General features: G+C 71.1%; 26 protein-coding genes. 12 read left to right on the plus strand and 14 right to left on the minus strand.

All coding sequences use genetic code 11. The annotated features are described in order from the left end of the window. Positions 1 to 3: 3 nt before the first annotated feature. From ACWED2_RS19305 to ACWED2_RS19330, 6 genes are read right to left on the minus strand one after another with little or no spacing between them, the layout of a single operon-like run. Positions 4 to 531, minus strand: coding sequence for a cysteine hydrolase family protein (locus tag ACWED2_RS19305; protein WP_449691849.1), 528 nt, complete (start codon positions 529 to 531; stop codon positions 4 to 6). After that, entirely contained in the window at positions 528 to 1,961 is a 1,434-nt protein-coding gene (locus ACWED2_RS19310; protein WP_449691850.1) for a purine-cytosine permease family protein, read from the minus strand. Before ACWED2_RS19310 ends, ACWED2_RS19305 begins: the two co-directional genes overlap by 4 nt. Next, a complete protein-coding gene (locus ACWED2_RS19315) occupies positions 1,958 to 2,833 on the minus strand; it encodes a PfkB family carbohydrate kinase (RefSeq protein ID WP_449691851.1) in 876 nt (291 codons plus the stop codon). The genes ACWED2_RS19310 and ACWED2_RS19315 overlap by 4 nt, the downstream gene beginning before the upstream one ends. Continuing rightward, entirely contained in the window at positions 2,830 to 3,825 is a 996-nt protein-coding gene (locus ACWED2_RS19320; protein WP_449691852.1) for an ADP-ribosylglycohydrolase family protein, read from the minus strand. The genes ACWED2_RS19315 and ACWED2_RS19320 overlap by 4 nt, the downstream gene beginning before the upstream one ends. Next, entirely contained in the window at positions 3,822 to 4,514 is a 693-nt protein-coding gene (locus tag ACWED2_RS19325; RefSeq protein WP_449691853.1) for a GntR family transcriptional regulator, read from the minus strand. Before ACWED2_RS19325 ends, ACWED2_RS19320 begins: the two co-directional genes overlap by 4 nt. A gap of 32 nt (positions 4,515 to 4,546) precedes the next feature. Then, positions 4,547 to 5,194: a VC0807 family protein gene (locus ACWED2_RS19330; protein WP_449691854.1), complete on the minus strand. Its 648-nt coding sequence runs from the start codon at positions 5,192 to 5,194 to the stop codon at positions 4,547 to 4,549. 137 nt (positions 5,195 to 5,331) lie between these two features. Here ACWED2_RS19330 and ACWED2_RS19335 point away from each other — a divergent pair, with 137 nt between their 5' ends. Next, positions 5,332 to 5,733 (plus strand): hypothetical protein, encoded by a 402-nt coding sequence (locus ACWED2_RS19335; RefSeq protein WP_449691855.1) that lies wholly within the window; start codon positions 5,332 to 5,334, stop codon positions 5,731 to 5,733. Here ACWED2_RS19335 and dusB read toward each other — a convergent pair. Next, positions 5,654 to 6,793: a tRNA dihydrouridine synthase DusB gene (gene dusB, locus ACWED2_RS19340; RefSeq protein WP_449691856.1), complete on the minus strand. Its 1,140-nt coding sequence runs from the start codon at positions 6,791 to 6,793 to the stop codon at positions 5,654 to 5,656. The genes ACWED2_RS19335 and dusB overlap by 80 nt on opposite strands. Before the next feature lie 44 nt (positions 6,794 to 6,837). Further along, positions 6,838 to 7,410, minus strand: a complete 573-nt coding sequence (locus ACWED2_RS19345) for a hypothetical protein (protein ID WP_449691857.1) — start codon at positions 7,408 to 7,410, stop codon at positions 6,838 to 6,840. A 62-nt stretch (positions 7,411 to 7,472) separates the two neighbouring features. Between ACWED2_RS19345 and ACWED2_RS19350 the strand changes: the two genes are divergently transcribed. From ACWED2_RS19350 to ACWED2_RS19360, 3 genes are all read left to right on the plus strand, one after another. Continuing rightward, the gene (locus tag ACWED2_RS19350; RefSeq protein ID WP_449691858.1) at positions 7,473 to 8,468 is read left to right on the plus strand and encodes a Gfo/Idh/MocA family protein; all 996 of its coding nucleotides are present in this window, start codon (positions 7,473 to 7,475) and stop codon (positions 8,466 to 8,468) included. Between the two features lie 44 nt (positions 8,469 to 8,512). After that, positions 8,513 to 10,414 (plus strand): DUF2339 domain-containing protein, encoded by a 1,902-nt coding sequence (locus ACWED2_RS19355; protein WP_449691859.1) that lies wholly within the window; start codon positions 8,513 to 8,515, stop codon positions 10,412 to 10,414. A gap of 68 nt (positions 10,415 to 10,482) precedes the next feature. Beyond that, on the plus strand, positions 10,483 to 10,872 hold the full coding sequence (locus ACWED2_RS19360; RefSeq protein ID WP_449691860.1) for a TIGR03667 family PPOX class F420-dependent oxidoreductase: 390 nt from the start codon (positions 10,483 to 10,485) through the stop codon (positions 10,870 to 10,872). A gap of 1 nt (position 10,873) precedes the next feature. Here the strand turns inward: ACWED2_RS19360 and ACWED2_RS19365 are convergent, their stop codons facing one another. Continuing rightward, on the minus strand, positions 10,874 to 11,428 hold the full coding sequence (locus tag ACWED2_RS19365) for a superoxide dismutase (RefSeq protein WP_449691861.1): 555 nt from the start codon (positions 11,426 to 11,428) through the stop codon (positions 10,874 to 10,876). 125 nt (positions 11,429 to 11,553) lie between these two features. Here ACWED2_RS19365 and ACWED2_RS19370 point away from each other — a divergent pair, with 125 nt between their 5' ends. Next, positions 11,554 to 12,042 (plus strand): DUF6328 family protein, encoded by a 489-nt coding sequence (locus ACWED2_RS19370; RefSeq protein WP_449691862.1) that lies wholly within the window; start codon positions 11,554 to 11,556, stop codon positions 12,040 to 12,042. Here ACWED2_RS19370 and ACWED2_RS19375 read toward each other — a convergent pair. Further along, a complete protein-coding gene (locus ACWED2_RS19375) occupies positions 12,018 to 12,410 on the minus strand; it encodes a VOC family protein (RefSeq protein ID WP_013230691.1) in 393 nt (130 codons plus the stop codon). The two genes, ACWED2_RS19370 and ACWED2_RS19375, sit on opposite strands and share 25 nt — an antisense overlap. A 79-nt stretch (positions 12,411 to 12,489) precedes the next feature. On the opposite strand from ACWED2_RS19375, the gene ACWED2_RS19380 reads away from it, so the two are divergent. Continuing rightward, positions 12,490 to 14,307: a LamG-like jellyroll fold domain-containing protein gene (locus ACWED2_RS19380; protein WP_449691863.1), complete on the plus strand. Its 1,818-nt coding sequence runs from the start codon at positions 12,490 to 12,492 to the stop codon at positions 14,305 to 14,307. 101 nt (positions 14,308 to 14,408) lie between these two features. Next, a complete protein-coding gene (gene helR, locus ACWED2_RS19385) occupies positions 14,409 to 16,613 on the plus strand; it encodes an RNA polymerase recycling motor ATPase HelR (protein ID WP_449691864.1) in 2,205 nt (734 codons plus the stop codon). 43 nt (positions 16,614 to 16,656) lie between these two features. On the opposite strand, the gene ACWED2_RS19390 is transcribed toward helR, so the two are convergent. From ACWED2_RS19390 to ACWED2_RS19405, 4 genes are all read right to left on the minus strand, one after another. Then, positions 16,657 to 17,133 (minus strand): Lrp/AsnC family transcriptional regulator, encoded by a 477-nt coding sequence (locus tag ACWED2_RS19390; RefSeq protein ID WP_410563482.1) that lies wholly within the window; start codon positions 17,131 to 17,133, stop codon positions 16,657 to 16,659. Positions 17,134 to 17,397: 264 nt separating this feature from the next. Next, on the minus strand, positions 17,398 to 18,741 hold the full coding sequence (gene lysA / locus ACWED2_RS19395; RefSeq protein WP_449691865.1) for a diaminopimelate decarboxylase: 1,344 nt from the start codon (positions 18,739 to 18,741) through the stop codon (positions 17,398 to 17,400). Positions 18,742 to 18,881: 140 nt separating this feature from the next. Next, positions 18,882 to 19,787 carry a dihydrodipicolinate synthase family protein gene (locus tag ACWED2_RS19400; protein WP_449691866.1) on the minus strand — a complete coding sequence of 302 codons (906 nt, stop codon included), beginning with the start codon at positions 19,785 to 19,787 and terminating at the stop codon, positions 18,882 to 18,884. After that, positions 19,784 to 20,488: a GntR family transcriptional regulator gene (locus ACWED2_RS19405; protein WP_449691954.1), complete on the minus strand. Its 705-nt coding sequence runs from the start codon at positions 20,486 to 20,488 to the stop codon at positions 19,784 to 19,786. Before ACWED2_RS19405 ends, ACWED2_RS19400 begins: the two co-directional genes overlap by 4 nt. Positions 20,489 to 20,595: 107 nt before the next feature. Between ACWED2_RS19405 and ACWED2_RS19410 the strand changes: the two genes are divergently transcribed. From ACWED2_RS19410 to ACWED2_RS19430, 5 genes are all read left to right on the plus strand, one after another. Then, positions 20,596 to 21,777 (plus strand): extracellular solute-binding protein, encoded by a 1,182-nt coding sequence (locus tag ACWED2_RS19410; RefSeq protein WP_449691867.1) that lies wholly within the window; start codon positions 20,596 to 20,598, stop codon positions 21,775 to 21,777. After that, entirely contained in the window at positions 21,774 to 22,823 is a 1,050-nt protein-coding gene (locus ACWED2_RS19415; protein WP_449691868.1) for an ABC transporter ATP-binding protein, read from the plus strand. The genes ACWED2_RS19410 and ACWED2_RS19415 overlap by 4 nt, the downstream gene beginning before the upstream one ends. 79 nt (positions 22,824 to 22,902) lie before the next feature. Next, the gene (locus ACWED2_RS19420) at positions 22,903 to 23,796 is read left to right on the plus strand and encodes an ABC transporter permease (protein ID WP_013230680.1); all 894 of its coding nucleotides are present in this window, start codon (positions 22,903 to 22,905) and stop codon (positions 23,794 to 23,796) included. Further along, the gene (locus ACWED2_RS19425; RefSeq protein ID WP_091319178.1) at positions 23,793 to 24,620 is read left to right on the plus strand and encodes an ABC transporter permease; all 828 of its coding nucleotides are present in this window, start codon (positions 23,793 to 23,795) and stop codon (positions 24,618 to 24,620) included. Before ACWED2_RS19420 ends, ACWED2_RS19425 begins: the two co-directional genes overlap by 4 nt. 104 nt (positions 24,621 to 24,724) lie before the next feature. Then, positions 24,725 to 25,558 (plus strand): MerR family transcriptional regulator, encoded by an 834-nt coding sequence (locus tag ACWED2_RS19430; protein WP_449691869.1) that lies wholly within the window; start codon positions 24,725 to 24,727, stop codon positions 25,556 to 25,558. Positions 25,559 to 25,580 lie beyond the last annotated feature (22 nt).

The raw sequence follows: 25,580 nt of genomic DNA on the forward strand, positions 1-25,580 counted from the left end.
AGTTTAGCCGAGCACCTCCGCTGATGTGGCCACCGTCACCAGTGGGGCGTACAGCCGCAGGATGTCCAGCGCCTTCGCGTGGCTCTCGTCGTCCGCGCCCGCGCACGCGTCGGACACCACGGTGACCGCGACGCCCGCGTCCGCGGCCGACAAGGCCGTTGACAACACGCAGCAGTCCGTCGAGACGCCCGCCAGCACCAGGCCCGCACCGCCTACTCGGGTGGCCATGCGGGCGTTCCACTTGCCGAAGGTGGTCGCGTCCACTGTGGAGAGCGGGGCGAATGGGTCGACCACTTGGTACAGCTGCGCGTCCGGTGGCTGCAAAGCGAACGGCCACTGCTCGTAGTACCGGCGCCATGCTCCCTCCGGGCGTGAGGGCGCGACGAACCGCGTGAACACGACGTCGTCGCCGAACGCCGTCACCAGGCGGTGGATCCTGGGCACCACCTCGGCGAAGCGTGGGGTGAACCACGGGCTCGCCGGGTCGGCGAACACGTGCTGCAGGTCGATGACCGCCAGAATTCTCCTCACACTGCCTCCTGTTCGCGGACCCGCCGCCGCGTCAGCAATGTCACCAGGAAGCCCAGGGCCAGCGCCAGGAGCACGCCGAGGTTCGCGAAGGCCCACGCGCCTTCGCGGCCGCCCAGGCCGAACGGCTCCAGCAGGTAGCCCTGCCACTTCAGCCAGTCCGCGGACGTGTTCGTCACCAGGCCCCAGCCGAGCGCCGTGGCCACCAGGACCAGGGCGATCGGGCCCGGCCGGACGTCGCCGTAGCGGCCCGCCGGGTCGAAGAGGTCCGGCTCGGCGTAATCGCGGCGCCGCAGGAGGACGTCCGCGAGCATCACGCCGCACCAGGCGGCCACCGGTACGCCCAGCGTCACCAGGAACCCTTGGAACTGGCCCAGGAACTCGCCGCCGAAGAAGACGATGTAGATCGTGCCGAGGATCATGATCACGCCGTCGACCAGCGCCGCCGCCGGGCGGGGGATGCGCAGGCCCGCCGAGAGCAGCGCCAGCCCCGACGAATAGATGTCCAGCACCGCGCCGCCGACCAGGCCGAGCACCGCGACGATCGCGAACGGCACCAGGAACCACAGCGGCAGCAACGTCGTCAGCGCGCCGATCGGGTCCGCCGCGATCGCCTTGTTCAGGTCCGGTGACGAGCCGGCCAGCAGCAGCCCGAACACCAGCAGCACCACCGGCGCCACCGAAGCGCCGAACGTCGTCCAGCCCACCACGCCCCGGCTCGACGACGACCGCGGCAGGTAGCGCGAGTAGTCCGCGGCCGCGTTGACCCAGCCGAGGCCGAATCCGGTCATCAGGAACACCAGCGCGCCCACCCACTGCTGCGCCGAACCCGATGGCAGCGCGCTGACCGCCGCCCAGTGCACATCGCCGGCCACGAGGATCACGTAGACGACCGTGAGCACCCCGGTGATCCAGGTGATCCACGTCTGCAGCCGCATGATCGCGTCGAAGCCGAGCACCCCGGCTGCGACCGTCAGCGCCGCCACCACGACGAGCGCGACCACCTTCGTCGGTGTGCCGCCGCCCCAGCCGAGGCGCTCGAACACGGTCGCCGTGGCCAGGGTCGCCAGCGCGGCGAGCACGGTTTCCCAGCCGACCGTCAGCAGCCACGAGATCGCCGACGGCAGCCGGTTGCCGCGCACGCCGAACGCCGCCCGCGAGAGCAGCATCGTCGGCGCCGACCCGCGTTTGCCCGCGATGGCGATGAACCCGCACAGCAGGAACGAGAACAGGATGCCGACGACGCCGGCGACCAGCGCCTGCCCGAACGAGATGCCGAAGCCGAGGGTGAACGAGCCGTAGCTCAGCCCCAGCACCGACACGTTCGCGCCGAACCACGGCCAGAACAGCTGCCGCGGGCGGCCGCGCCGCTCGGCGTCGTCGATCACGTCGAGGCCGTTGGTCTCCACCTCGAGCCTGCGGGAACCGCTCATCGCATGGCCTCCACCAGCTGGTCGATCTCTTCCCGGCCCGGCGCGGTCGCCGGGCCGCGCCGGGTCACCGAAAGCGCGGCCGCTGCGTTGGCGCGCACGGCGGCATCGAGGACGGTACTGCCGCGCAACAGCTCCGCGGCCAGCACGCCGCAGTGCGTGTCGCCGGCGCCGGTGGTGTCCACCGCGTCGACCGGGAACCCGGGGACGTCGGTGATCCGGCCGTTTTCGTGGACACGGCAGCCTTTCGCGCCGTCGCGGACGACGGCGACGGGCGGCAGCTCGCCCAGCACCTCGGCTTCACGGGCGTTGCAACTCAGGATGTCTATTGTGGACAAAATGGCATGGAGGTCTCCAGGGTCGATGTCGGTGATGAGCGGGCCGGGGTCGAACAGGATCGTCGAGCCGCGCAGCCGGGGCAGCCACTCGACGAGGGCGCCGCGATTTATCTCGTGCAACCAACTGTATCCGCTCAAGTACACGACGTCGTCAGTCTTTGGGGTGACTTGCCCGAGCAGTTCGGCTCGCAGCCGTCCTTCGGCGCCGGTGCCGGTCGCGAAGGTGCGCTCGCCGGTGGCGTCCACCAACACCACGACAACACCGGTGTCCACTTCGGACAATGGTTCGTGGGCCAGTTCAACGCCTTCGGCCGCGAGGGCGCCGCGCGCGAGATCGCCGAAGCCGCCGATGCCGTGGCAGCCCGCGTAAAGCACCCGCGCGCCGGATCGCGCGGCTGCGGCCATGACGTTGAAACCGCCGCCGGGCAACAGGTTCGTCGACGACGCGAGGACGTCGCCGCCCGGCGGGGGCAGGGCCGGCACCACCATGACGAGGTCTACGACGACCTGCCCGGTGTGCACCAGCCGCCCGGTCATCGGCGGCGCAGCTTCAGGAGTTCGTCGACCAGCGGCCCGAATTCGAGCCGGTTGACGGCGAGCACGGTCTCGACGACGTCGGGGCGGAAGGCGCCGACACCGTGCGCGGCACCGAGCATCGCCCCGCAGATCGCGGCGACGGTGTCCGTGTCGCCACCCAGCCCGGCGGCCAGGCGCAACGCGGCCGGTGGGTCGTCACCCATGGCCTCGGCCAGGGCGAACGCGGCCACGACGGACTCCTGCGACGCGACCGACGTGCCGATGACCTGCGCGACCGCGTCGGCGACGGCGGCCGGGGCCATCCCCCGCACCCAGTCGCGCGCCCAGCGGATCCGCGCGGCGATCTCCCCGCCGGGCGCCCAGTGCCCGCGCTCGCCGCCGACGACGGCGGCGCGTTCGCCCGCGTCGAGCGCTTCGGCCAGGCTCGCGCCGTCGACGCCGGCGGAGACGGCGGCCGCGACCGCGGCGGCCGAGGCGATGCCCAGGCTGGTGTTGTGCGTGACCCGCGCGGTCGCGACGACGGCGTCGACCAGCCGGTGCAGGTTTTCCGACGGAGTGGCGATGCCGACCGGCGCGACTCGCATGGCGGCGCCGTTGGTGGTCCCGGTGCGGCCGGCTTCGTCGGCCGGGACGCCGTCCTGGAGCCGGGCGAGCGCGCGTTTGGTGGACGGCCCGAGCAGGTCCGCGGAGCCGCGGCGGACCATGTCGGCCTCCCAGATCAGCAGCGCGTCGGCGAAGACGTGCGGCTCGACGACCCCGCGGCCGTCGATGAGGAGCCGGGCCAGCATGACGGCCTGTTCGGTGTCGTCGGTGACCGAGCCGGCGGGCATCGACGGCGCGACCGGCTGCTCGGCGACGGCGTTGAGCAGGCCGGTGACCGGCCCGTAGGTGGCGGCGATGGCGGCGCGGGACATCGACTGCGTCGGCATGCCCAGCGCGTCGCCGACGGCCAGCCCGGTGAACGCGCCCAGCGCCCGGTCCCGCGCGGTCACCGGTGCCCGAAGGTGAGGTGGAACTGGAACCGGTCGGGGTCCAGCAGGCTGACGACCCGCTCGACGAGCCGGCCTTCGACGTCGATCGACGTGCGTTCGGCGCGGAGGAAGAGCTCGCCGATGCTCCGGCCGAGGAGTTCGGCGGCGCAGGCGTCGAGGCGTTCGGTGCTGATCCACTGGTCGCCGCCGACGGAGATCCGCCCGGCGGCTTCGAGGGTCTTGGTCAGGGAGCCGTCCTGCAGGCCGGTCTCGGGGAGGTCGGCGAGCGGCCCGACGGCGGGCACGGTGGCGGTTTCGAGCGAGACGCCGCGATCGTGCTCCCGCCGCAGCCGCCGCACGGCGACGTAGGCCCGCTCGCCGAATTCTTCTTCCAGGACAACGTCTTCGACGGTTTCGATGCCGAGCAGCTCGGTGGTGACCGGCGCGCCGGCGTCGGCGAGGGCGCGGGCCCAGCCGATCCGCTGGTCGAGCTGGACGCCGTCGAACGTGACGAACGAGCCGACACCGGCCTGGGTGGAGATGAGCTCGAGCTGCTGGAGCTCGGACAGCGCGCTGCGGACGGTGCCGCGGCTGACCTGGTACTGCAGGGCGAGCTGGTGCTCGCCGGGGAGGCGTTCGCCGTGGGCGAGGCGCCCGGAGCGGATCAGGTCGGTGAGGTCGCCGACCAGTTGCTCCCGCTTGCTGTACATGTACACACCTGTACACCCAGTGTTGTCGCAGGTCAAGCGGCTACCAGGGGCTTCGCGTTCGCCGCGATCATCTTGCCCGCCTGCTCGGCCACCTTGCCGGAGACGACCATGATCACCGCGAAGGAACCCGCGAAGATGGCGGTGCTCAGCCAGACCATGGTCGGGACGGGCAGGGTGAACGCGCCGATGATGCGGATCGAGCTCTCCAGCGCGAACCCGACACCCCAGATCACGCTGCAGCGCCGCAGGATGGCGTTGAACTTCTCGTTGTGGCCGAGCCGTTCCCACGCGGCCTCTCGTTCCGCGTTGCCGCGGGTGAGGAAGGGCCGCATGGTCTTGGTCATGATCGGGGCCGCGGTGAACGCCGAGGCGAGGATGACCAGGCCGGTGATGCCGCTGCCGAGCGAGTCCTTGGCGATCATCATCCGGGCGTCACCGGTGACGAAGGTGAGCAGCATGCCGACGACGTTCGTGATCAGGACGACGAGGGCGAGGCTGTTGAGCGTGCGGTCCTTGGCGAACTGGTAGAGCGTCCGGCCCAGCGGGAAGACACCGGAGGCGGCGAGTGCGGTGAAGTCGCTCGCGCCGAGCGAGTGGAGCGCGTAGTAGACGCCGATGGGGACGGCGATCTCGATCGCGAGGGTCTTGAGGAGGGCGTTTCCGGGCTGGTTCGTCGTCATGGGTAGAGCTTGTCGCCGGAAGGGGTCCGGGAAGGATGCCGTCCGCCACGACTTCGGGCTGACAGATGTCACGGCCGGCTTGCTACCCGATCGGGTCATCGACCTCACGTTCCCCGCGGCTGCGTCGTCTACCGGGTATGACGACGTTCATGCGCGCCACGATCGCGCTGCAGACGGTGGCGCTCTTCCTCGCGCCGATCACCGCGGGTCTCCTGCTGTCCACCCCGAACGGGCACGTCCTGCACAGCGCTTCGGCGTACACGGTGTGGATTGTCGCCGTGGTGCAGGTGGTTGCCGCGGTGCTGGTGTGGCGGCCTGGTGGGGGCTCGCCACGGGTGGTCCTCTACGCGGTCGTGTTCCTGGGGCTCGTGACCGCGCAGGTGTTCCTCGGGATCGCGCACGTCAAGACCGTGCACGTGCCGCTCGGTGTGCTGCTGTTCGGGCTGAGCCTGGTGCAGCTCAGCCGCCGGAGTGCATATCTTCCGCTTCGGGAACGCAGTCGTCGTCCGGATCGTCGAGCCAGCCGTGTGGCAGCGTGACCTTGCCCGGGGAGCCCTGGCGCCCGCGCGGCCCGGTGGCGGCCTCGGGGAACGGCGCCGAGTGGTCGAGTTGGGCGATCAGGTCGTCGAGCTGGTCCATCGACGAGAGCATCGCGAAGCCGCGGCGGAGTTCCGAGCCGACCGGGAAGCCCATCAGGTACCAGGCCATGTGCTTGCGGATGTCGCGCATGGCCTTGTCGTGGCCGTCGTGCTCGATGAGGAGCTCCGTGTGGCGGCGGAGCACGGCCGCGACCTCGCCCAGGTTCGGCGGGGTGGGCAGCGCACGGCCCTGGAAAGCGGCCTCGAGCTCGCCGAACAGCCACGGCCGGCCGAGGCAGCCGCGGCCGACGACCACGCCGTCGCAGCCCGTCTCGTCGACCATGCGCAGGGCGTCGGCCGCGGAGAAGATGTCGCCGTTGCCGAGCACCGGGATGCTGGTCACGGCCTCCTTCAGGGCGGCGATCTTCGTCCAGTCGGCCTGGCCGGAGTAGCGCTGGGCGGCGGTGCGGGCGTGCAGGCTGACAGCGGCCGCGCCCTCGGCCTCGGCGATGCGGCCGGCGTCGAGGTACGTGCGGTGGTCGTCGTCGATGCCGATGCGGAACTTCACCGTGAACGGCGTGTCCCCGGCCGCCTTCACCGACTCGCGCACGATGGCTTCGAACAGCTTCCGCTTGAACGGCAGCGCGGCCCCGCCGCCCTTGCGCGTCACCTTCGCGACCGGGCAGCCGAAGTTGGAGTCGACGTGGTCGGCGAGCCCCTCGCCGACGATGATCCGGACGGCTTCGGCCATGGTCTTCGGGTCGACCCCGTAGAGCTGCATGGACCGGGGCTTTTCGTTGGCCCCGAAGGTCATCATGTGCATGGTGCCGGGATGCCGTTCGACGACGGCGCGGGCGGTGATCATCTCGCACACGTAGATGCCGGCGCCGTACTCCTGGCACAGCTGCCGGAAGGCGACGTTGGTGATGCCGGCCATGGGCGCGAGCACGACCGGGGGATCGACCTCGTAGGGGCCGATCTTCAGGGCGGGCTTGCTCAAGGTCGCGGTCACGCCCTCCATTGTCGCTGGTGGTGTTGGTCACAGCCCACCAGGGTCGCCGCCTGTCAGTTGTTCCAGACGGTGGCCTGTGTGCGGAGGGTGTTGCCGCTCGACGTCACATCGAGCCGGAAGACCCGCCCTTCGGCGGTGCGCCCGCAGATGCGATTGCCCTTTTCGTAGTAGCTCTGGTTGGAGCCGTCGGCGTCGACCGCCGACGCGCACTCGGCCTTGCCGGGTTGGCCGCTCTTCTTCCAGACGGCCAGCCGGGCTTTGCCGGTGACGTAGAGGAGATCGCCTCCGAGGTCCTGGATGTACTCGCCGTCGGTGTAGATCGGGGGGTTGAGGTCGAAGTTGAACTTGCCCCACTCGAGCTCACCCGACCAGTAGGCAGCCGGATCCGGATTCGCCGGCGCCGAACCCGCTGTGCTGCCGTCGGCCGCCGGGACATCCCGTGGCGCGGTCACGGTCACCGTCACCGGAGTGGCCGGGCCGGCGGACTTCGCCTCCGGTGCGCTGGTCCGGCCAGCGATGAAACCGGCGCCGGTGAGCGCGGTGACCAGGGCCGCGATCGCGGTGATCCACTTGTGGCCGAGTTCGCCCCAGCCGGACTTCTTGGGCGGCTCGCTTTGGTCACTCAACGTTTCCCCCTTGGCGTGATCGGGGTAACACTCTACGGGTCAGAGGGGCATAAGGTCGCCGTATGACCGACAAACCCCTGCGCTGGGGAATCATGGGCACCGGCGGGATCGCCGGCGCCTTCGCCCGGGACCTGCAACTCACCGAGTCCGGCGTGGTGGCCGCGGTCGGGTCGCGCACCGCGGACGGCGCCGAGCGGTTTGCCGGCACATTGAGCATCCCGACCCGGCACGGCAGCTACGAAGCCCTCGCGAACGATCCGGACGTCGACGTCGTCTACGTCGCCACGCCGCACCCCCTGCACCACGCCAACGCCCGGCTCGCCCTCGAAGCCGGGAAGCCCGTGCTCGTCGAGAAGCCGTTCACGATGAACGCCGAGGAAGCCCGTGACCTCGTCGACCTCGCGCGGGCCAAGGGCCTCTTCCTGATGGAGGCGATGTGGACGCGCTTCCTGCCGCACGTGCGGCACCTCCGCGAGCTCCTGCCGCGCCTCGGTGACGTCGTCACCGTCGCCGCCGACCACGGGCAGTGGTTCGCCGAAGACCCCGCCTTCCGGCTGTTCGCTCCCGAACTGGGCGGGGGTGCCCTGCTCGACCTCGGCATCTACCCCGTGTCGTTCGCTTCGATGGTCCTCGGGCCGCCCGAGCGCGTGGCGGCGATGGCGACGCCCGCGTTCACCGGTGTCGACGCCCAGATGTCGATGCTGTTCGGCTACGCGAGCGGGGCGCAAGCCGTCCTGACCTGCACGTTGAGCGCCGTCACGCCCACCACCGCGTCGATTGCCGGCACCGAGGCCCGGATCGAGGTCGACGGGCCCTTCTACGCCCCCGCCTCCTTCACCTTCATCCCGCGCGAGGGCGAGCGAAGCCGCTTCGAATACGTCGATGAGGGCCGTGGCCTGCGGCACCAGGCCGACGAAGTCGCGCTGCGGCTGGCCGCCGGGGAGACCGAGAGCCCGCTCATGCCGCTCGGCGAAACCGTCTCGATCATGGCGACCATGGACGAAACCGTCTCGATCATGGCGACCATGGACCAGGTGCTGGCCGCGACCAGGACGTGACCCCGGATTGAGTAGTGCTACGGATCCGCAGGTGGACGCCGTGCGTGACCCTGTCCGGTATGACCACCGAAGCAGATGTGCTCCTCCGGCTCGCCGGCGAGATCGACGACCTGGGGCGTCGTCTCGCCTTGGTGGGCTCCGAACTGCGGACCGTCCGGGACGTGCCGGCCGAGCAGGCTGGGCAGGCCGAACCGCCCGAACCGGTCGAGCAGCCCGAGCAGGCCGCCCGGCCGGAGCAGGCACCGCAACCGGAACCTGAGCCCCAGCCCCAACCGCAGCCACCGCCCCGGCCGATGCGGCCCGAGTCGGTCCCCTGGCCGCAGTACCAGTGGCAGCCACCGCCGCCGCAGTACGGTCCGCCGCCGCAACAGCCGCGACCGCAGTACGCCGCCCCGCAGCCGTACCTGCCGGTTCCGCGGCAGACGCTGGGCGAGAAGCTCGGCAAGGAAGGTGCCGGCAGCCGCGTGCTCGCCTGGGTCGGCGGGGCCGTGACGCTGCTCGGCGTCGTCCTGCTGCTCGTGCTGGCCGTGCAGCGCGGCTGGCTCGGGCCGCTGCCGCGGGTGCTCGTCGGCGCCGGGTTCGGGCTGGCGCTGACCGGCACCGGCGTGTGGCTGCACCGCAAGCCCGCCGGCCGCACCGGGGCGTTCGCGCTCGCCGCCACCGGCATCGCGACGCTCTACCTGGACGTCGTCGCCGCGACCTCGCTGTACGAGTTCCTGCCGGTGCTCGCCGGGCTCGCCGCCGGGCTGGCGGTCGCCGTCGGCGGGCTGCTGGTGGCCGTGCGCTGGGAATCTTCGCTGCTGGCCTCGGCCGTCGTCGTCGGCTGTGTCGTGTGCGCGCCGATGATCGTCGGCGGGTTCACCCCCGAACTGGTCACCTTCCTGCTGATGGTCCAGCTCGCGACGGCGCCGGTGCAGCTGCGCCGCGATTGGTCGTCGCTGACGCTCGCCGCCGGTGTCCCGCCGCTGCTCGCCTCCGTGATCAGCACGGCGTGGCTCGGCGGGGGCGGCAGCTGGGCCAACACCGCCGCCGCCGGTGGTGCCGGGGTCGCGTGCGTCGTGCTCGCGCTGATCGTGCTGCGCCGCCGCGAGAACGACCCCGCGGCGCTCTCCCTGCTGGCCACCGCGGTGCTGCCGACGCTTGTCGCGGCGGTGCTGCTGCCGAAGGCGCAGGCGGTGCCGATCACGGCCGGGGCGGGCGTCCTGCTGCTCGCCGTCTGGGCGGCACGCCGCTGGTGGCCCGGGTTCGCCGGGCAGGTGGCGGGGCTGGCCGGGTTGCTCGCGATCCTGCAGGCGACGGTCACCCAGTTCGACGGCCCGGCCCGCGCGGGGGTGCTGCTCGGCGAGGCACTGCTGCTGGTCGTGGCCGCGGTGGGTGGCCGCAACCGGGGCGCGCTCGCCGCCGCGCTGGGGTTCGCGGCGATCGGCGGCCTGCTGGGCGTGGTCTTCGACGTCACGCCCGCGCTGCTGATCGTCCCGCGGGCGCACCCGGTCGCCCAGCTGACCGGCGCGCTCGTGGTCGCCGCGCTGATCCTCGCCGTCTCGGTGGCGTTGCCGTGGGCGGCGGCGCGCTTGGACGTGTTCCGCGGGCCGGCCGAAGACCTGCCGATCTGGCTGCTCGCCGGGGTTTCGGCGCTCTACGGCGCCGCCGGGGTGGTGCTCTGCGGCGCGCTGCTGGCGGTGCCCGGCCGGACCGGGTTCCTCCTCGGCCACGCGCTGATCACGGTGTCCTGGACGATCGCCGCGCTCGTGCTGCTCCTGCGCGGGATCGACGTCGTCGCGCTGCGGGTGACCGGGCTGATCCTGGTCGGTGCCGCGGTGCTCAAGCTGGTGCTGTTCGACCTCTCGACGCTCGATGGGCTGGCCAGGGTCGGCGCGTTCCTCGGCGCGGGCCTGGTGCTGCTGGCGGCCGGGACGCGGTACGCGCGGCGGGTCGCGTCGCGCTAGGGAGGGAAGAAATCGTCGGTGCCCCGTGGTTACCTGGGTCACAGACCCGACGACCAGGGGGCACCGACATGGCAGCACCGAAACTCACCGATCGCGCCGGCGAACCGATCGCCTGGCTGACCACGGTCACGCCGAAGGGGCGGCCCGCACCGAGGCCCGTGTGGTTCGTCCTCGACGGGGAGGACATCGTCGTGTTCAGCGAACCGGGCACCGCGAAGCTTCGGCACATCGAAGCGAATCCCGACGTGAGCTTCCACCTCAACAGTGATGAGCACGGCGGCTCGATCCTCGTGGTGAGCGGGAAAGCGCACGTCGAGGAGGGCAAGGCGTCGGAGGCGCCCGGGTACCTCGACAAGTACGGCTCCCGCTACGCGGCGATCGGCTTGGACGCGGCCGGGTTCGACGCCAGGTACTCCGTCCGCATCCGCGTGGTGCCCGAGCGGACCTGGGGGTTCTGACTCAGAAACCGACGTCGAGGCAAGCGAGCCGGGCGCCTGCCGTGCCCGCGTGGCCGGGGTCGGTGTGGGTGTGGGTTTCGTGGACGACCACGGACTCCGCCCGCCGGCCGGTGACCGTCCAGTCCACTGTGGACCGGGCGAAGCCGGTGCCGGCCCGGTCGGTGGTGAAGTCGAGCCAGATCTCGTTGCGGGGGTTCGCGTACGCGGGGTCCACCGACGGCTTCACCGGGTCCGGCACGTGCTGGAAGTGCGGCCCGGCGGCGTCGCCGGTGGCCCCGCACGGCTGGGTGTGCGCGTGGGCGCCGTACGCCCGCCCCGGCCGCAGGCCGGTGACGAAGAGCAGGGTGGTGGTGCCGGTGGCCGGGGCGGAAACGCTGAAGACGTGCGCCCGGGCACCGGGCGGGACGAGGTCGGGGCGGTACGTCACTGCCGGGGCGTCGGCGGAGAACGTGCCGTGCGCGGTCGTGAACCGCGCTGGTGACGGCGACGCGGCGGCGACACCGGGAGAGAGCACGGCGACGGCGGCCGCGGCGGCCAAAGCGGGAAGAAGGCGCATTTCCCCTCTTTAGCCAGTCGCCGGGGGCACAGCCGTGATCATCACTCGAAAGAGTGACCGATATGGTGGGAAAGTCACGGATTTCCCAGCCGGTGGACCGCCCTGCGCCCGGTTATGGTCGTCTCGTGCCCGAACACACCGGCGAAACCCGCAACGAGATGCTGCAGCGCAACCTCGGCGAGCTGCTTCAGGAGCTGCGGGTCGCCCAGGCCGGGGTGCAGATCCTCTTCGGTTTCCTGCTGTCGGTCGTGTTCACCGACCGGTTCCACGACGCCAGCGGGTTCGAGAAGGCGCTGCACCTGTCCGCGGTCGCGCTGGCGGTGGCCGCGACGGCGCTGCTGACCGCGCCGGCGGCGTGGCACCGGCTGCTGTTCCGCACCGGTAGCCGGGAGCGGATCCTGACCGTCGGCAACGGGCTGGTGCTGGTCGGGCTGGTCTGCCTGGCCCTGGCCATCACGTCGACGGTCGCGCTGATCGCCAAGGTCGTCTACGGCTGGATCGCGATGGTGGTCCTGGGCGCGTTGTGCCTGCTGATCTTCGGGATCCTCTGGTTCGTCATGCCGATCCGGATGCACCCGGCCAACGGTGATCAGCCGACGGGCCCGCCCAAGTAGAGCGTGTCCTCCTGGACGAAGCAGAGCGGGTTGCCGAACGGGTCGTCGGCGTAGAAGGAGCGCTCGCCCCAGAACTGCGTCTCGATGGCGTCGTCGGCCCAGCGCGGCCCGGCGGCGCGCACCCGCTCGAACGTCTCCTCGACGTCCTCGACCGCGAGGTAGACGATCCGCGGGTCGCGCTGCGGGCGCGGCTCACGGTGTTCGAGCGGCGCCTCGACGCAGGCCAGCACCACGCCGCCGCAGGTGAAGTAGTGCCGGTTGACCGCGATGCGCTCGCCGGGGTCGCCGAAGACGGCGGCGTAGAACGCGACGGCGACCTCGATGTCGTCGACGGGCTGGATCAACCGGAACACCCGCGGGCCGCTCATGCGGGCACACTACCGCTGTTCATCCCGTGTTCGGCGGCAGTTGCCGGGGTGGTCGGAAGTCGCCCGTAGCTTCCCGCCCGTGACTGACACTTCTCGCCGGACCTTCCTCCTCGGCGCCCCGGCCGTCGCCGCCGCGGCGACCCTGCCTAACGTCCTCGGCGCCCCGGCCGCCGGAGCCACCGGCCGGCACCGGCCGGACGCCGAAGATCCGCGCTTCACGCTCGTGGTCATGCCGGACACGCAGTACCTGTTCGACGAGGACCGCGGTGACGCGGCCCCGCTGGACGCCTCGCTGCGTTATGTCCTCGAAGAGGAGGCCGACAACGTTGTCTTCCTCGCCCACCTCGGTGATCTCACCCAGAACGGCCGGGCGGACGAGTTCGCCCGGATCAGCCGGTCGTTCCAGGCGCTCGACCGCTGCCGGTTCCCGTACAGCACCCTCGCGGGCAACCACGACATCGACGGCTCGAAGGACGACCAGCGCGGCCCGTCGCCGTACCTCGACGCGTTCGGCCCGCAGCGCCAGCGCAACTCGCCGACCTTCAAAGGCGCGTCCAAGGACGGCTACAACACCTTCCACATCTTCCGCGGCGGCGGTCGCGAGTGGCTGCTGCTGGCGCTGGACTGGCGGCCCTCGGCCGGCGGCCTGAGCTGGGCGAAGCAGGTCCTCGCGCAGCACCCGACGCTACCGGCCATCCTCACCATCCACGAGCTCGTCTGGGCCGACGACGACCACCAGGCCCAGTTCTCCACGTTCGGCGAGCACGTCTGGCAGGAGCTCGTCCAGGGCAACGACCAGATCTTCCTCACGCTCAACGGCCACTACTGGCCGACCGGGCGCACCGTCCGGAAGAACGCCGTCGGCCACGACGTGCACGTCCACATCGCCAACTACCAGGACCGCTACTACGGCGGCAGCGCGATGGTCCGGCTCTACCAGTTCGACCTGGCGCGGGGCGTGATCGACGTCCGGACGTTCTCGCCGTGGCTCGCGGCACAGGACCACCTCAGCGAGCTGCAGCGGCAGGAGGTCGAGCGCAGCGGCGCGGCCGACTACTTCAGCATGGAGATCGACTTCGCCGAGCGCTTCAAGGGCTTCGCGCCCGTGCCGGTCCCGCCCGCGCGGCCCGCGAAGCAGCTGCTGATCCCGGGCACGGTCGCCTACTGGCGATTCGAAGGCGGGCGGGACGGCCAGGCGGTGCCGGACGACGTCGTCGTGCGCGACCAGACCGGCCGCGGCAACGACCTCACGCGCGTCACCGCGCCCGGCAGCGGGCCGGACGCGCTGAAGTACTCGAAGGAGTTCTCGCCGCGGCAGCCGTCGCGGGCGAGCCTGCGGTTCGACGGCGGCCGCGATCCCAGCCGGGGCGCCTACCTGCGCACGGTCGACGCCGCGCCGATCAACAAGCTGAAGTTCGAGCGCGGCTACACCGTCGAGGCGTTCTTCCGGCTGCCGGCGAACTTCAAGGACGGCCACCACGGCTGGTGCGGGCTGTTCGCCCGGCAGGGTAGCGGTGCGGCCGCGGGCAAGACCGGCGACGACCCGAAGGAATCGGCGGCCACCCTGTCCCTTTCGGACGGTGGCGAGCTGCAGTGGGCGGTGTACCCGCTGAACCAGGACCGGACCTCGACGAACTGGGGCCACGAGCTGCCGGTCGAAAAGTGGTGGCACATCGCCGTGGTGAACGACGGCAGGCGCACGACCATGTACGTCGACGGCTGCCCGGTGGTGCGGAACCCGGCCACGCCCGCCGTCGGGCTCGCCGATCCGGGCGGCCCGTGGCTGGTCGGCGCGTCGTCGTACGACAGCAAGGTGGACCGCAGTTTCGCGGGATTGCTGGGTGACGTGCGGGTGGTGGACCGGCCGCTGAACCCGCGTGAATTCATGCTGGGCTGACGCTCTTGACAGCGGGTGGACAATAAAAAATCGGCGTGCCCTCCAGAAGCAACAGGAGAACTCGCCGAACCTGATAAGAGTCTAACCGCTGTGAGGGGAACTTGTCAAACCAGGGGTACGACGAGGAATTGCGGGAAGAACGGGCCTACGTCGCCGCGCTGTACGAGCGGCTCGACCGCGAGCGCGCGGCGGCGCAGGCGCGGTACCGCGGCGCGCTCGGGCAGACGGGGGTGAAGCCGGGGGAACGGGAGAACGACGTCCGCTTCCGGTCGCGGGAGGCGGCCCGGCTGGACGTCGCCGACAACGGGCTTTGTTTCGGCCGGTTGGACGCCCTTTCGGGCGAAACCAGCTATATCGGCCGAATCGGGCTCTTCGACGCGGAAAACGACTACGAGCCGTTCCTGCTGGATTGGCGGGCACCGGCGGCGCGGCCGTTCTACGTCGCCACCGCGGCGACGCCGGAAAACATGCGCCGCCGCCGTCAGTTCCACACGATGGGCCGGCGCGTCCTCGATTTCACGGATGAAGTGCTCGGCCGGCCGGACGGCACCGAACGCGGGGACGCGGCGCTGCTCGCGGCCGTCAACGCGCCCCGCGGCGAGGGCATGCGGGACATCGTCGCGACGATCCAGGCCGAGCAGGACGAGATCATCCGCCTGGACCACGCCGGGGTGCTGGTGGTCGAAGGCGGCCCCGGCACCGGCAAGACGGCGGTCGCCCTGCACCGGGTGGCGTACCTGCTCTACACCCGGCGCGAGCGGATGTCCCGCAGCGGCGTGCTCGTGGTCGGGCCGAGCCCGCTGTTCCTCGACCACATCGGCCGCGTGCTGCCGTCGCTGGGCGAGTCGGACGTCGTCTTCCGGACCACCGGCGGGCTCTTTCCCGGCCTGCACGTCACCGCCGAGGACGCGCCGGAGGTGGCGCGGATCAAGGGGTCTTCGGCGATCCTCGACGTGCTGGACGCGGCCGTCGCCGACCGGCAGCAGGTGCCGGACGAGCCGGTGCCGGTCGACCTGGGTGACGTCGTCGTGGAACTCGACGCCGACCTCGTTGCCGAGGCCCGGCTCGAAGCGCGCGAGACCGGGTTGCCGCACAACGAAGCCCGCGCGGTCTTCCGCGAGCGCGCGGTGGCACTCGTCGCCGAGCGGGGAGTCGCGAAGATCGGCGAAGGCTGGCTGACCCGGGCGGATCGCATGCTGTGGGCCGACCTCCGCGCGGAAGTGCTCGACGAACTCGCGGACCACGAAGAGCTCGCCACCGCCCTCGACGCCCTGTGGCCGTACCTGACGCCGGAGACGCTGCTGGCGACGTTGTACGCGTCTCCTCGCCGGCTCGAGGCCGCCGGGGCCGATCCGGCCCTGTTCCGCGCGGACGGCCCGGCCTGGACCGTGTCGGACGTGCCGCTGCTCGACGAGCTGGTCGACCTGCTCGGCCGGGACGACACCGCCGAACGCGCCGCGGCGCGCCGGCGGGTGGAAGCGGAGGCCGAGTACGCCTCCGGCGTAATGGAGCTGATGAAGCTGGACGCCGAGGAGCTGGACGAGGACGTCGCGCTGGTCGCCGAGGACCTGCTCGACGCCGAGGACCTGGCCGGGCGGTTCGCCGAGCGGGACACCCGCGACCTGGCCGAGCGGGCGGCCGCGGACCGGGACTGGACGTACGGGCACGTCGTCGTCGACGAAGCCCAGGAACTGTCCGAAATGGACTGGCGGGTGCTGATGCGGCGGTGCCCCAGCCGGTCGTTCACGATCGTCGGCGACCTCGCCCAGCGCCGCAGCGCCGCCGGGGCGACGGCGTGGGGCCCGGTGCTGACGCCGTACGTCGGCGACCGCTGGCAGTACCGCGAGTTGACCGTGAACTACCGCACCCCGGCGGAGATCATGACTGTCGCCGGCGCGGTGCTGGCCCGGTTCGCGCCGGACGTGCGGCCGCCGGAATCGGTGCGCGCGTGCGGGGTCCGGCCGTGGTCCAGACGAGTGGCGGACGACGAGCTGGCCGACGCCATCGAGGCCTTCGTCCGCGACGAGGCCGTCCGGGAAGGCACCAGCGTGGTGCTCGGGCCGCCAGGGGTGCCGGGAACGATCCCGGCCGCGGCCGCCAAAGGGTTGGAGTTCGACGCCGTGCTCGTCGTCGAACCGGAGCGGATCCTGGCCGCGGGCCCACGCGGCGCGGCCGAGCTCTACGTCGCGCTCACGCGCGCCACGCAGCGCCTCGGGGTGCTGCACCGGGATCCGCTCCCGGCGGCGCTGACCGGCCTCACCGAGGCCGGGGTGCCCGCGAGGTCCGGGCACCGGCGGTTCCGGTAGCGAACGCGGGGGTGGCGGGGGCGGTCCCGGCATCCCCGCACCGCTAAGCCGTGAGCCGGCCCCAGGAGTAGTTCTGCTTGGCCAGCTTGAGGTACACGAACAGCTCGGTCCCGGACACGCCCGGGATCTTGCGCACCTCTTCGCCGAGCACCTCGAGCATGTGGTCGTCGTCCCGGCAGACCAGCTCGGCCAGCAGGTCGTACCGCCCGGCGCACAGCACGACGTAGTGCACGTTCGTCAGCTCGGACAGCTTGTCCGCGACGTCACGGGGATCGACGCCGTCCACGTTGATGCCGACCATGGCCTGGCGCGTCAGATCCACGTTGACCGGGTCGGTCACCGCGACGATCTGCATCAGGTCGTCGCGCAGCAGCCGCTGGACGCGCTGGCGAACCGCTCCCTCCGAAAGCCCGACCGCCTTGGCGAGCGCGGTGAACGACGCCCGGCCGTCCTTCTGGAGCAGGTCGATCAGTGATCTGTCCGTATTGTCCAGCGCGCGCGCACGTGTTTCGTCACCCATGCCGTCCCTCCCTGTGTTTCGGCATGTGATTTGTCAAGTGCGCAGCGTATCGAGCCCTGCCGAGAAAGCGAGACCTCCGGGCGAGCTTCGCTCGATTCGACGTGCACGCCACGCTCAGCCGAGGAATCGGTGGCCAGGACGGGAATCCACGAGGCTTTCCGAGGCGGTTTTGTGTGCCCGCGCACAGCCATACGCACATCCGGTGCGGCGCCAGGCACACCCGGGGCTTCGCCCCGGAGCGCCGCGCGGCGGGCGACTCGATCGTCAGCCCAAGTCGCGCCGGCTGAGGTCTTCCTCGGTCTCTCGGCGCACCAGCAGCGTCGCGACGCCGTCGCGGACCCCGACCAGCGGCGGCCGGCCGACCTGGTTGTAGTTCGAGGCCAGCGAGTGGTGGTAAGCGCCGGTGCACGGCACGGCCAGGAGGTCGCCCGCGTGGAGGTCGGCGGGCAGGCTGATGCCGTCGGCGAGGACGTCACCGGCTTCGCAGTGCCTGCCGACCACGGTCATCGGGACGCGCTTCGCCTTCGACCGCCGTCCCACCAGGCGCGTCGTGTACCGGGCGCCGTAGAGGGACGGCCGCGCGTTGTCGCTCATGCCGCCGTCGACCGCGACGAACGTCAGGCTGCCGCGCTTGACCGCGCAGACGCGGTAGACCGTGATCCCGGCCGGCCCGACGAGCGCGCGGCCGGGTTCGATCGTCAGGCGGGGCATGGGGAAGCCGTGCGCCGCGCACTCGTAGGCGAGCGCCACGCGCAGACGCCGTGAGTAGCCGCCGAGGTCGAACGCGGGTTCGCCGCCGACGTACGGCACCGCGTGCCCGCCGCCGAGGTCCAGTTCCCGCAGCGTGACGCCGTGGGTGTCGCGGATGCGGGCGAGCACCTCGGCCATCCGCCGTGCGGCCGCCTCGTACCGGTCGACGCGTGAGACTTGCGAGCCGATGTGGCAGTGCAGACCGTTGAGTCGCAACCCGGGTTGCTTCTTCACGGCTTCGACGGCGGCGTCGACGTTGTCGGGAACGCCGTCGAGGAGGGAGAAGCCGAACTTCTGGCCTTCGGTGCCGGTGCTGATGGCGGCGTGCGCCCCGGCCGCGACACCCGGGGTGACCCGGATCATCACCTGCTGGGAGCCGTGGGCGAGCGCGCCGAGCTGCTCGATCTCGTCGAGCGAGTCGACGACGATCCGCCGGACGCCGTAGCCGAGAGCGGCCTTCAGGTCTTCGGGTGTCTTCGCGTTGCCGTGCAGCAGCATGCGTTCCGCGGGAAAGCCGACCGAGCGCGCGACGGCGATCTCGCCGGCGGAGCAGGTGTCGAGCGACAACCCCGCTTCGGCGACCCAACGCAGGACGGCCCGCGTGCAGAGCGCCTTGCTCGCGTACGCGACTTCGACGTCCGGCAGCGCTTCGCGGTACTCGCGGGCGGTGTCGCGGACCTGCTGCTCGTCGATGAGGTAGGACGGCGTCCCGAAGCGGGCGGCGAGGTGACTGACTTCGGCGCCGGCGAAGAGGAGTTCGCCGTCTTCGCCGAGCCGCGTGCTTCGCGGCCAGACTCCTGGCTCGAGGTGATCGGCGGCCTCGCAGCCGAGGCTGGGAAGAAGCTCGCTGAGCGTCACAGGTGCCTCCGGGCATCACGGCGGATCGGACGTCGCCAGGACACCCCCGCCGGCGCGCCCGGAGATCACCCGTGAATGCCGTCCTGACGGCCTTGGTTTGTCCGCTTACTCCTTTTTTACGCGCGAGTAACTTCGGTCACCTAGGACAACCCCCACGAGGACAGCAGCCCGAAGAGCTGCTCCCGCTCGGGCCCGGTGAGCAACCGGCTCGGCGGGCGGACGTCCGGGCGGCACAGGCCCAGCTGGCCCAGCGCGTCCTTGACCACGCTGACGTTGTTCGCGTTGCCGTTGGCGGCGCGGAGCTCCTCGAACGGCCGGATCCGCTCCCAGACGGTCATCGCCGCCGGGTAGTCCGCTGTGGACAGTGCGTGGAACATCTCCAGTGAGATCGCCGGGTCGACGTTCACCAGGCCGGAGGTGAAGCCGGTGGCGCCGACCGCGAAGTAGCCGGGCGCGGAGAGCTCCGCCAGGCCCGCGATCCACACGAACCGCTCGAAGCCCGCGTCGCGGGCGACCGAGGCGAAGCGCACCGGATCCGGCACCGCGTACTTCACGCCGATGACGTTGGGCGCCGCCTCGCCGAGCGCGCGCAGCTGCTCGCCGGCGATCGCCGGGTTGCGGACGTAGAGCACGACGCCGAGTTCCGGCACCGCGGCGGCGATCGCCGCGTGGTAGTCGACCCAGCCGTCGCCGGAGATGTACGGGTGCACCGGCTGGTGGATCATGATCAGGTCGGCGCCCGCCTCGCGCGCGTGGACCGCGGCCCGCGTCGCCGAGGTGACGTCGTGCCCGATCCCGGCGAGCACGCTCGCCCGGCCGGCCGCGGCTTCGACGGTGACCTCCAGGCAGTGCCGGGCTTCGTTCGCGTCGAGTGCGTAGAACTCGCCGGTGTTGCCGTTCGGCGTCACGACCTCGATGCCGCCGGTGATCAGCCGGTCCACCAGCTTCGCGTACGTCTGGCCGTCGACGGCGCCCTCGGCGTCGAACGGCGTGACCGGGATGGCCACCACCCCGGAAAGCCGCCGCCTCTGCTCCTCGAACGTCATCGGGCCCCCTTCGGATCGCCGGTCTCGGTGGTGCGCTCGCCGGGCAGCCCGAGGGCGACCCGGTCGATGAAATCGGTGATGTGCTTGCGCAGCAGGTGTTCGGTCTGCCGGGCGTTGCCGCTCTCGGCGGCGTTCAAGATCGCCCGGTGCTCGGCCGCTTCGCCCTGCCAGGTGGGGCTGATGCCCCAGCCCGTGACGGTGATCAGCGCGGCCTGGTCGCGCAGGCCGTCGAGGACCTCGACCAGCAGCGGGTTCCCGCACCCGGCGTAGAGCGCTCGGTGGAACAGCCGGTTCGTCAGGCTGGCCTTCGCGCGGTCGCCGGCCGCCGCGCCGGTCTCGACCCCGGCCAGCACCTGCCGCGCTTCCCCGAAGTCCGCGCCCCGCTCGACCGCCCGCCGGACGGCTTCGGGCTCCAGCAGCGCGCGCAGGTCGTACACCGCGTACGCGCTCTCGGCGTCCATGACCCGGACCGAAGCCCCCTTGTACGTGCTCATCGTGACCAAACCGGAACCGGCCAGGATCCGCAGTGCCTCGCGCACCGGCGTCTTCGACACCCCGAGCAGGGCGCCGACCTCGGATTCGACGAGCGTTTCGCCCGGCCCGAACTCCCCGCTCAAGATCGCTTCCTTGATGGCGTCACGCACGAAATCCGTCCGCGAAACGGGCGGCGGCGGCCTCCGGGCCGAAGAAGTGCTCGCCACTGGCATGTCCGATCTGATATACGATGCGACATACAACATTATCACGGACCTAGGGGGCAGCCATGCAGCGTTGCACCAGCTTCCGATTCCGACGAGTGGTGCTGGCGGTGGGACTCGCCGCGGGTCTGGCGGCCTGCGGAGCGCCCGGCGGCGACGGCGGCCAGACCGCGGCTCCCCAGGCCGTGCCGGACAAACCGAGCAAGCCGGTCGAGCTGAACATCCTGGACGTCGCGGGCAACCTGCAGCTCACCAAGCAGATGATCGAGAACTTCAAGGCCGCGCACCCGGAAGTGCTCGCGAAGGTCACCTATTCGACGGCGCCCGCGCCGAGCATGGCGGGCAAGCTGAAGGCCGAACAGGACGGCGGCGTCGCCCAGACCCACCTGGTGCTGAGCGGGACCGACGGCCTTTCCGCCGGCATCGCGAACGGCACCCTGGCGAAGGTCCTGCCGGACTTCTCGAGCCGGTTCCCGAACCTGATGCAGAACTACCAGGAACCCGCGGCGAAGATGCAGGAGCTGGCCAACGGCTACGGCGTCGAGGTCGTCTACTACCCCTCGGGCCCGCTCCTCGAGTTCAACCCCGGCGCGGTGCCCGCCGCCCCCGCGTCCCCGCAGGAGCTGCTCGACTGGGCGAAGGCGCACCCGGAGAAGTTCCAGTACGCCCAGCCGTCGAACTCCGGCCCGGGCCGGACGTTCCTGATGGGCCTGCCGTACTTGCTGGGCGACAAGGACCCGAAGGACCCGGACAAGGGCTGGGACAAGACCTGGGCGTTCCTGCAGGAGCTCGGCAAGTACGTGAAGTACTACCCGTCGGGCACCACGGAGACGATGAAGAACCTCGCGTCCGGCGCGGTGGACATGATCATGTCGACCACCGGCTGGGACATCAACCCGCGCAAGCTCGGCACCGTGCCGAACACGGTCAAGACCGCGATCATGCAGCCGATGCACTGGGTCACCGACGCCCAGTACGCCCTGATCCCCAAGGGTCTTTCGCCCGACCAGCAGTCGGCGATCCTGCAGCTGGTCGCGTGGATGCTCAAGCCGGACCAGCAGGCGATCGCCTACGACGACGGGTACTTCTACCCCGGCCCGGCGGTTAAGGACGTCACCCTGCAGATGGCGCCGCAGAAGAGCCAGGACACGATCAAGCAGTTCGGGCGCCCGGAGTACGAGCAGTGGATCGCCCAGTACCCCAAGGAGACGTCGCTGCCCGCCGAGCAGCAGGTCAAGGCGTTCGACAAGTGGAACCAGCTGGTCGGCGGCTCGAAGGTCGGGAAGAAGTGACCTTCGGGCAGCTGCGGCTGGACGGCGTCTCGCGCAGTTTCGGCACCGCGAACGCCCTGCGCGGCCTCGACCTCGCCATCGCCAGAGGCGAGTTCGTGGCCCTGCTCGGCCCGTCCGGCTGCGGCAAGTCGACGGCACTGAACTGCCTGGCCGGCCTGCTGCCCCTGACGGCGGGCAGCATCTGGCTCGACGACACCCGCATCGACGGGCAGCCGCCGGAGCAGCGCGGGTTCGGGATGGTGTTCCAGAACTACGCGCTGTTCCCGCACATGTCCGTCCGCGCCAACGTCGGCTTCGGCCTCAAGATGCGCAAGGTCGGCCGCGCCGACGCCCGCCGCCGCGTCGACGAAGCGCTCCGCCTGGTGCAGCTGACCGAGCACGCCGCGAAGTTCCCCGCGCAGCTCTCCGGCGGCCAGCAGCAGCGCGTCGCCATCGCCCGCGCGGTGGTGCTCGAGCCGCCCGTGGTGCTGATGGACGAGCCGCTGTCCAACTTGGACGCCAAGCTCCGGCTCGAGATGCGGATGGAGATCCGCCGCCTGCACCAGACGCTCGGCCTGACCACGGTGTACGTCACCCACGACCAGGAGGAGGCGCTGTCCTTGGCCGACCGCCTGGTGGTGCTGCGCGAGGGCGCGGTCCAGCAGGTCGGCACGCCGGAGGAGGTGTACGCCCAGCCGGTGAACAGTTATGTGGCCTCCTTCATGGGTTATCGCAACCTTTTGGACGTGACGGTGACGGCCACCGCGGCCTCGTCGGCCACGGTCGAGGGCGACGGCATCCGCCTGACGGGAGCGAACCGCGGCTCGCTCACGGAAGGCCCGGCGAAGGTGGCGATCCGCCCGGAGGACTTCGTGGTCGGCGCCGGGACGGAGAACGCCCTCGACGTGACGGTCGAGATCGTCGAGTACCACGGCCGCGAGCTGTCGGTCTCGGCCCGGCTGGGCACCGGCGTGCCGGTGTACTTCCGGACGGACAAGCGCCTCGCCCCCGGTGACACGGCGAAGATCGGTGTCCCGGCCGAGCGGGTCCTGGTGTTCGCGCCGTGAGCGCCAGGATCGCCGTGAGCGCCGGAATCGCCGGGACCTCGGCGACGATCGGCGCCGCCCGCGGTGCGGGGGTCGCGTCATGACCGCCGTGGCGACCGCTCGGCCGGCGCTGCGCCACCGGCTCGCCGAACGCGGCATCGATCGCACCCTGCTGCTCCTGGTGCCCGGGCTGCTGGTCACGGCCTGCCTGTTCCTGTACCCCTTCCTCTACGGCCTCCAACTGTCGTTCGCGCCGCGCAAGGGCGGCGTCTTCGCGAACTACGCGCGGTTCTTCGGCGACCCGTACCTGCGCAACACCATCTGGACGACGCTCGGCATCGCGCTCCCGGCCACCTTCATCAACGTGCTCGCCAGCATCCCGATCGCCTACGTGATGCGCGGCCGCGTCCGCGGCAAGCGCCTCCTGACGACGATCCTGGTCGTGCCGATCACCCTCGGCACGGTGCTCACCGCGCAGGGCCTGATCATGTACGGCGGCCCGGCGGGCTGGCTGAACAAGGTGCTCACCGTCCTCGGCGTCACAGATCAGCCGCTGCCGCTGATCCACAACTACACCGGCGTGCTGCTCTCCCTGGTGATCACCGGCTTCCCGTTCTCCTTCCTGTTGACGTTGTCCTACCTCTCCGGCATCGACCCCTCCCTGGAGAAGGCGGCCGCGACGCTCGGCGCGAACGGCGTCCAGCGCTTCCGGCGGATCACGCTGCCGCTGCTCGCCCCCGGCCTGGCGATCACCTTCTGCCTTTCGTTCGTCATGGCCTTCTCGGTGTTCCCGAGCGCGCAGCTCGTCGGCGACCCCGCGAACGAGACCCGCGTCATCTCGATCGCCGCCTACCACGCCGCGTTCGAGGAGTACGACTACTCGATGGGCTCGGCCGTCGCGATGCTCATGGCGGTGGTCATGTTGATCGTGATCGGCCTGGTCATGGCGTGGCGCGGCACGCTGTACCGCGGAGCGACCGGAGGCAAGGGATGACGGGTTGGGTCGCGCGTCCCGGACGTTGGGTCGTCTGGGCCGTCGTCGTGTTCTTCTTCGTCAACCTCGCGGGCGTGGTGCTCTCGGTGGTCGTCGATTCGTTTGGCACGCAGTGGTTCGGCACCTGGCTCCCGGACGGCTTCACCACTCACTGGTACGCCGACGCCTGGCGCGAGTTCGGCCTCTCGGACGTCCTCCTCACGACGGCGGTCGTCGCGCTCGTGGTGATCGCCGTGTCGGTGGCTGTCGGCGTTCCGGCCGCCTACGCGCTGGCTCGCCGCTCGTTCCCCGGCAAGCGCCTGGTGATGCTGCTGTTCGTGCTGCCGATCCTGATCCCTCCCATCACCTACGGCATCCCGCTGGCCACCGTGCTGTACAAGTTCCACCTGGCCGGCACGATCACCGGCGTCATCCTGGCCAACCTCGTGCCCTCGGTGCCGTTCGTCGTGCTGACGATGACGCCGTTCATCGAGCAGATCGACCCGAAGATCGAGGCCGCGGCCCGCATGTCCGGCGCGCGGACCGTCTCGGTGTTCACCCGGATCCTCGGCCCGCTGCTGCTGCCGGGCATCCTGGCCGCGTCGATCCTGGTGCTGGTGCGGACGGTCGGCATGTTCGAGCTGACGTTCCTCACCGCCGGCCCGGACTCGACGACCCTCGTGGTGGCGCTCTACAACTCCGTGTTCGCCGCCGGCATCCGCGCCAACCAGTCCGTCGACGCCATGGCGACCATCTACACCGCTTCCATGCTCGTGCTCCTTCTCGTCGCGTTGCGGTTCGTGAACCCGACCCAGCTGGTGACCCGGATCCGGGAGGAAACCTGAGCTCGTGTGCTCGACTTTACCGCGGATCGTCGAACATGTGATCGACACGATCGGGCGAATCCAATCCTTGCGCCTCCCCCGAGGGGAGGTGTCACGCTGACGGCATGCGCTACTCGATCGGCGACCTGGCCCGCCGGACCGGGCTGACGATCAAGGCCGTCCGCTTCTACTCCGACCACGGCCTCGTGCCGCCGTCCGGGCGCAACACCGCAGGTCACCGCCGGTACGACGACGACGCGCTCGCCCGGCTCGAGCTCGTCCGCACCCTCCGCGACCTCGGTCTCGGCCTCGCCGCGATCCGCCGGATCGTCGAGGGCGAGGCGACCGTCGTCGAGTTCGCGGCGAGGCACGCCGAGGCGCTGGAAGCGGAGATCCGCGTGCTGCGCCTGCGGCACGCGGTGTGGACGGCGATCGCCGCCCGCGGCACGACCACCGAGGAGACGAGACTCGTGCACGAACTGACCCGGCTGTCCGAAGTGGAGTGGGTCGGCGACTTCCTCGCCGAAGCGCTGGGCGACCGGCCCGAGCTCGCCGGGATCGCCCGCACGCTGACCCCGGAACTGCCCGAGAACCCGAGTCCCGGTCAGCTCGACGCCTGGACCGAGCTGACCGAGCTGACGCGGGACCCGGACTTCCGCGCCGCCGTGCGCCGGCTCGCGGACCGGCACGAGGGCGGTCTGCGGCGGGACTTGGCCGCCCAGGTGCGCGATGCGGTTGCGCCGGCGCTGGCGGCGGGCATCGATCCGGGCTCGCCGCAGGCCGCGGCGATCGTCGACGGCCTCGGTCACGACCACGCCGAGCTGCGGAAGTGGCTCGGCGTGGTGCACGATCCGCGTCGCGAGCGGTACATGGAGCTGCTCGCGGTGATCAACGGCTGGGCGGCGCCGGAAAGCCTGACACCGACGCTCGACTGGCTGACCGCGGCCACGGCTTGCTGACGCCCGCACGGCCACTCGCCCG

The sequence above is a fragment of the Amycolatopsis sp. NPDC005003 genome, from assembly GCF_053600695.1.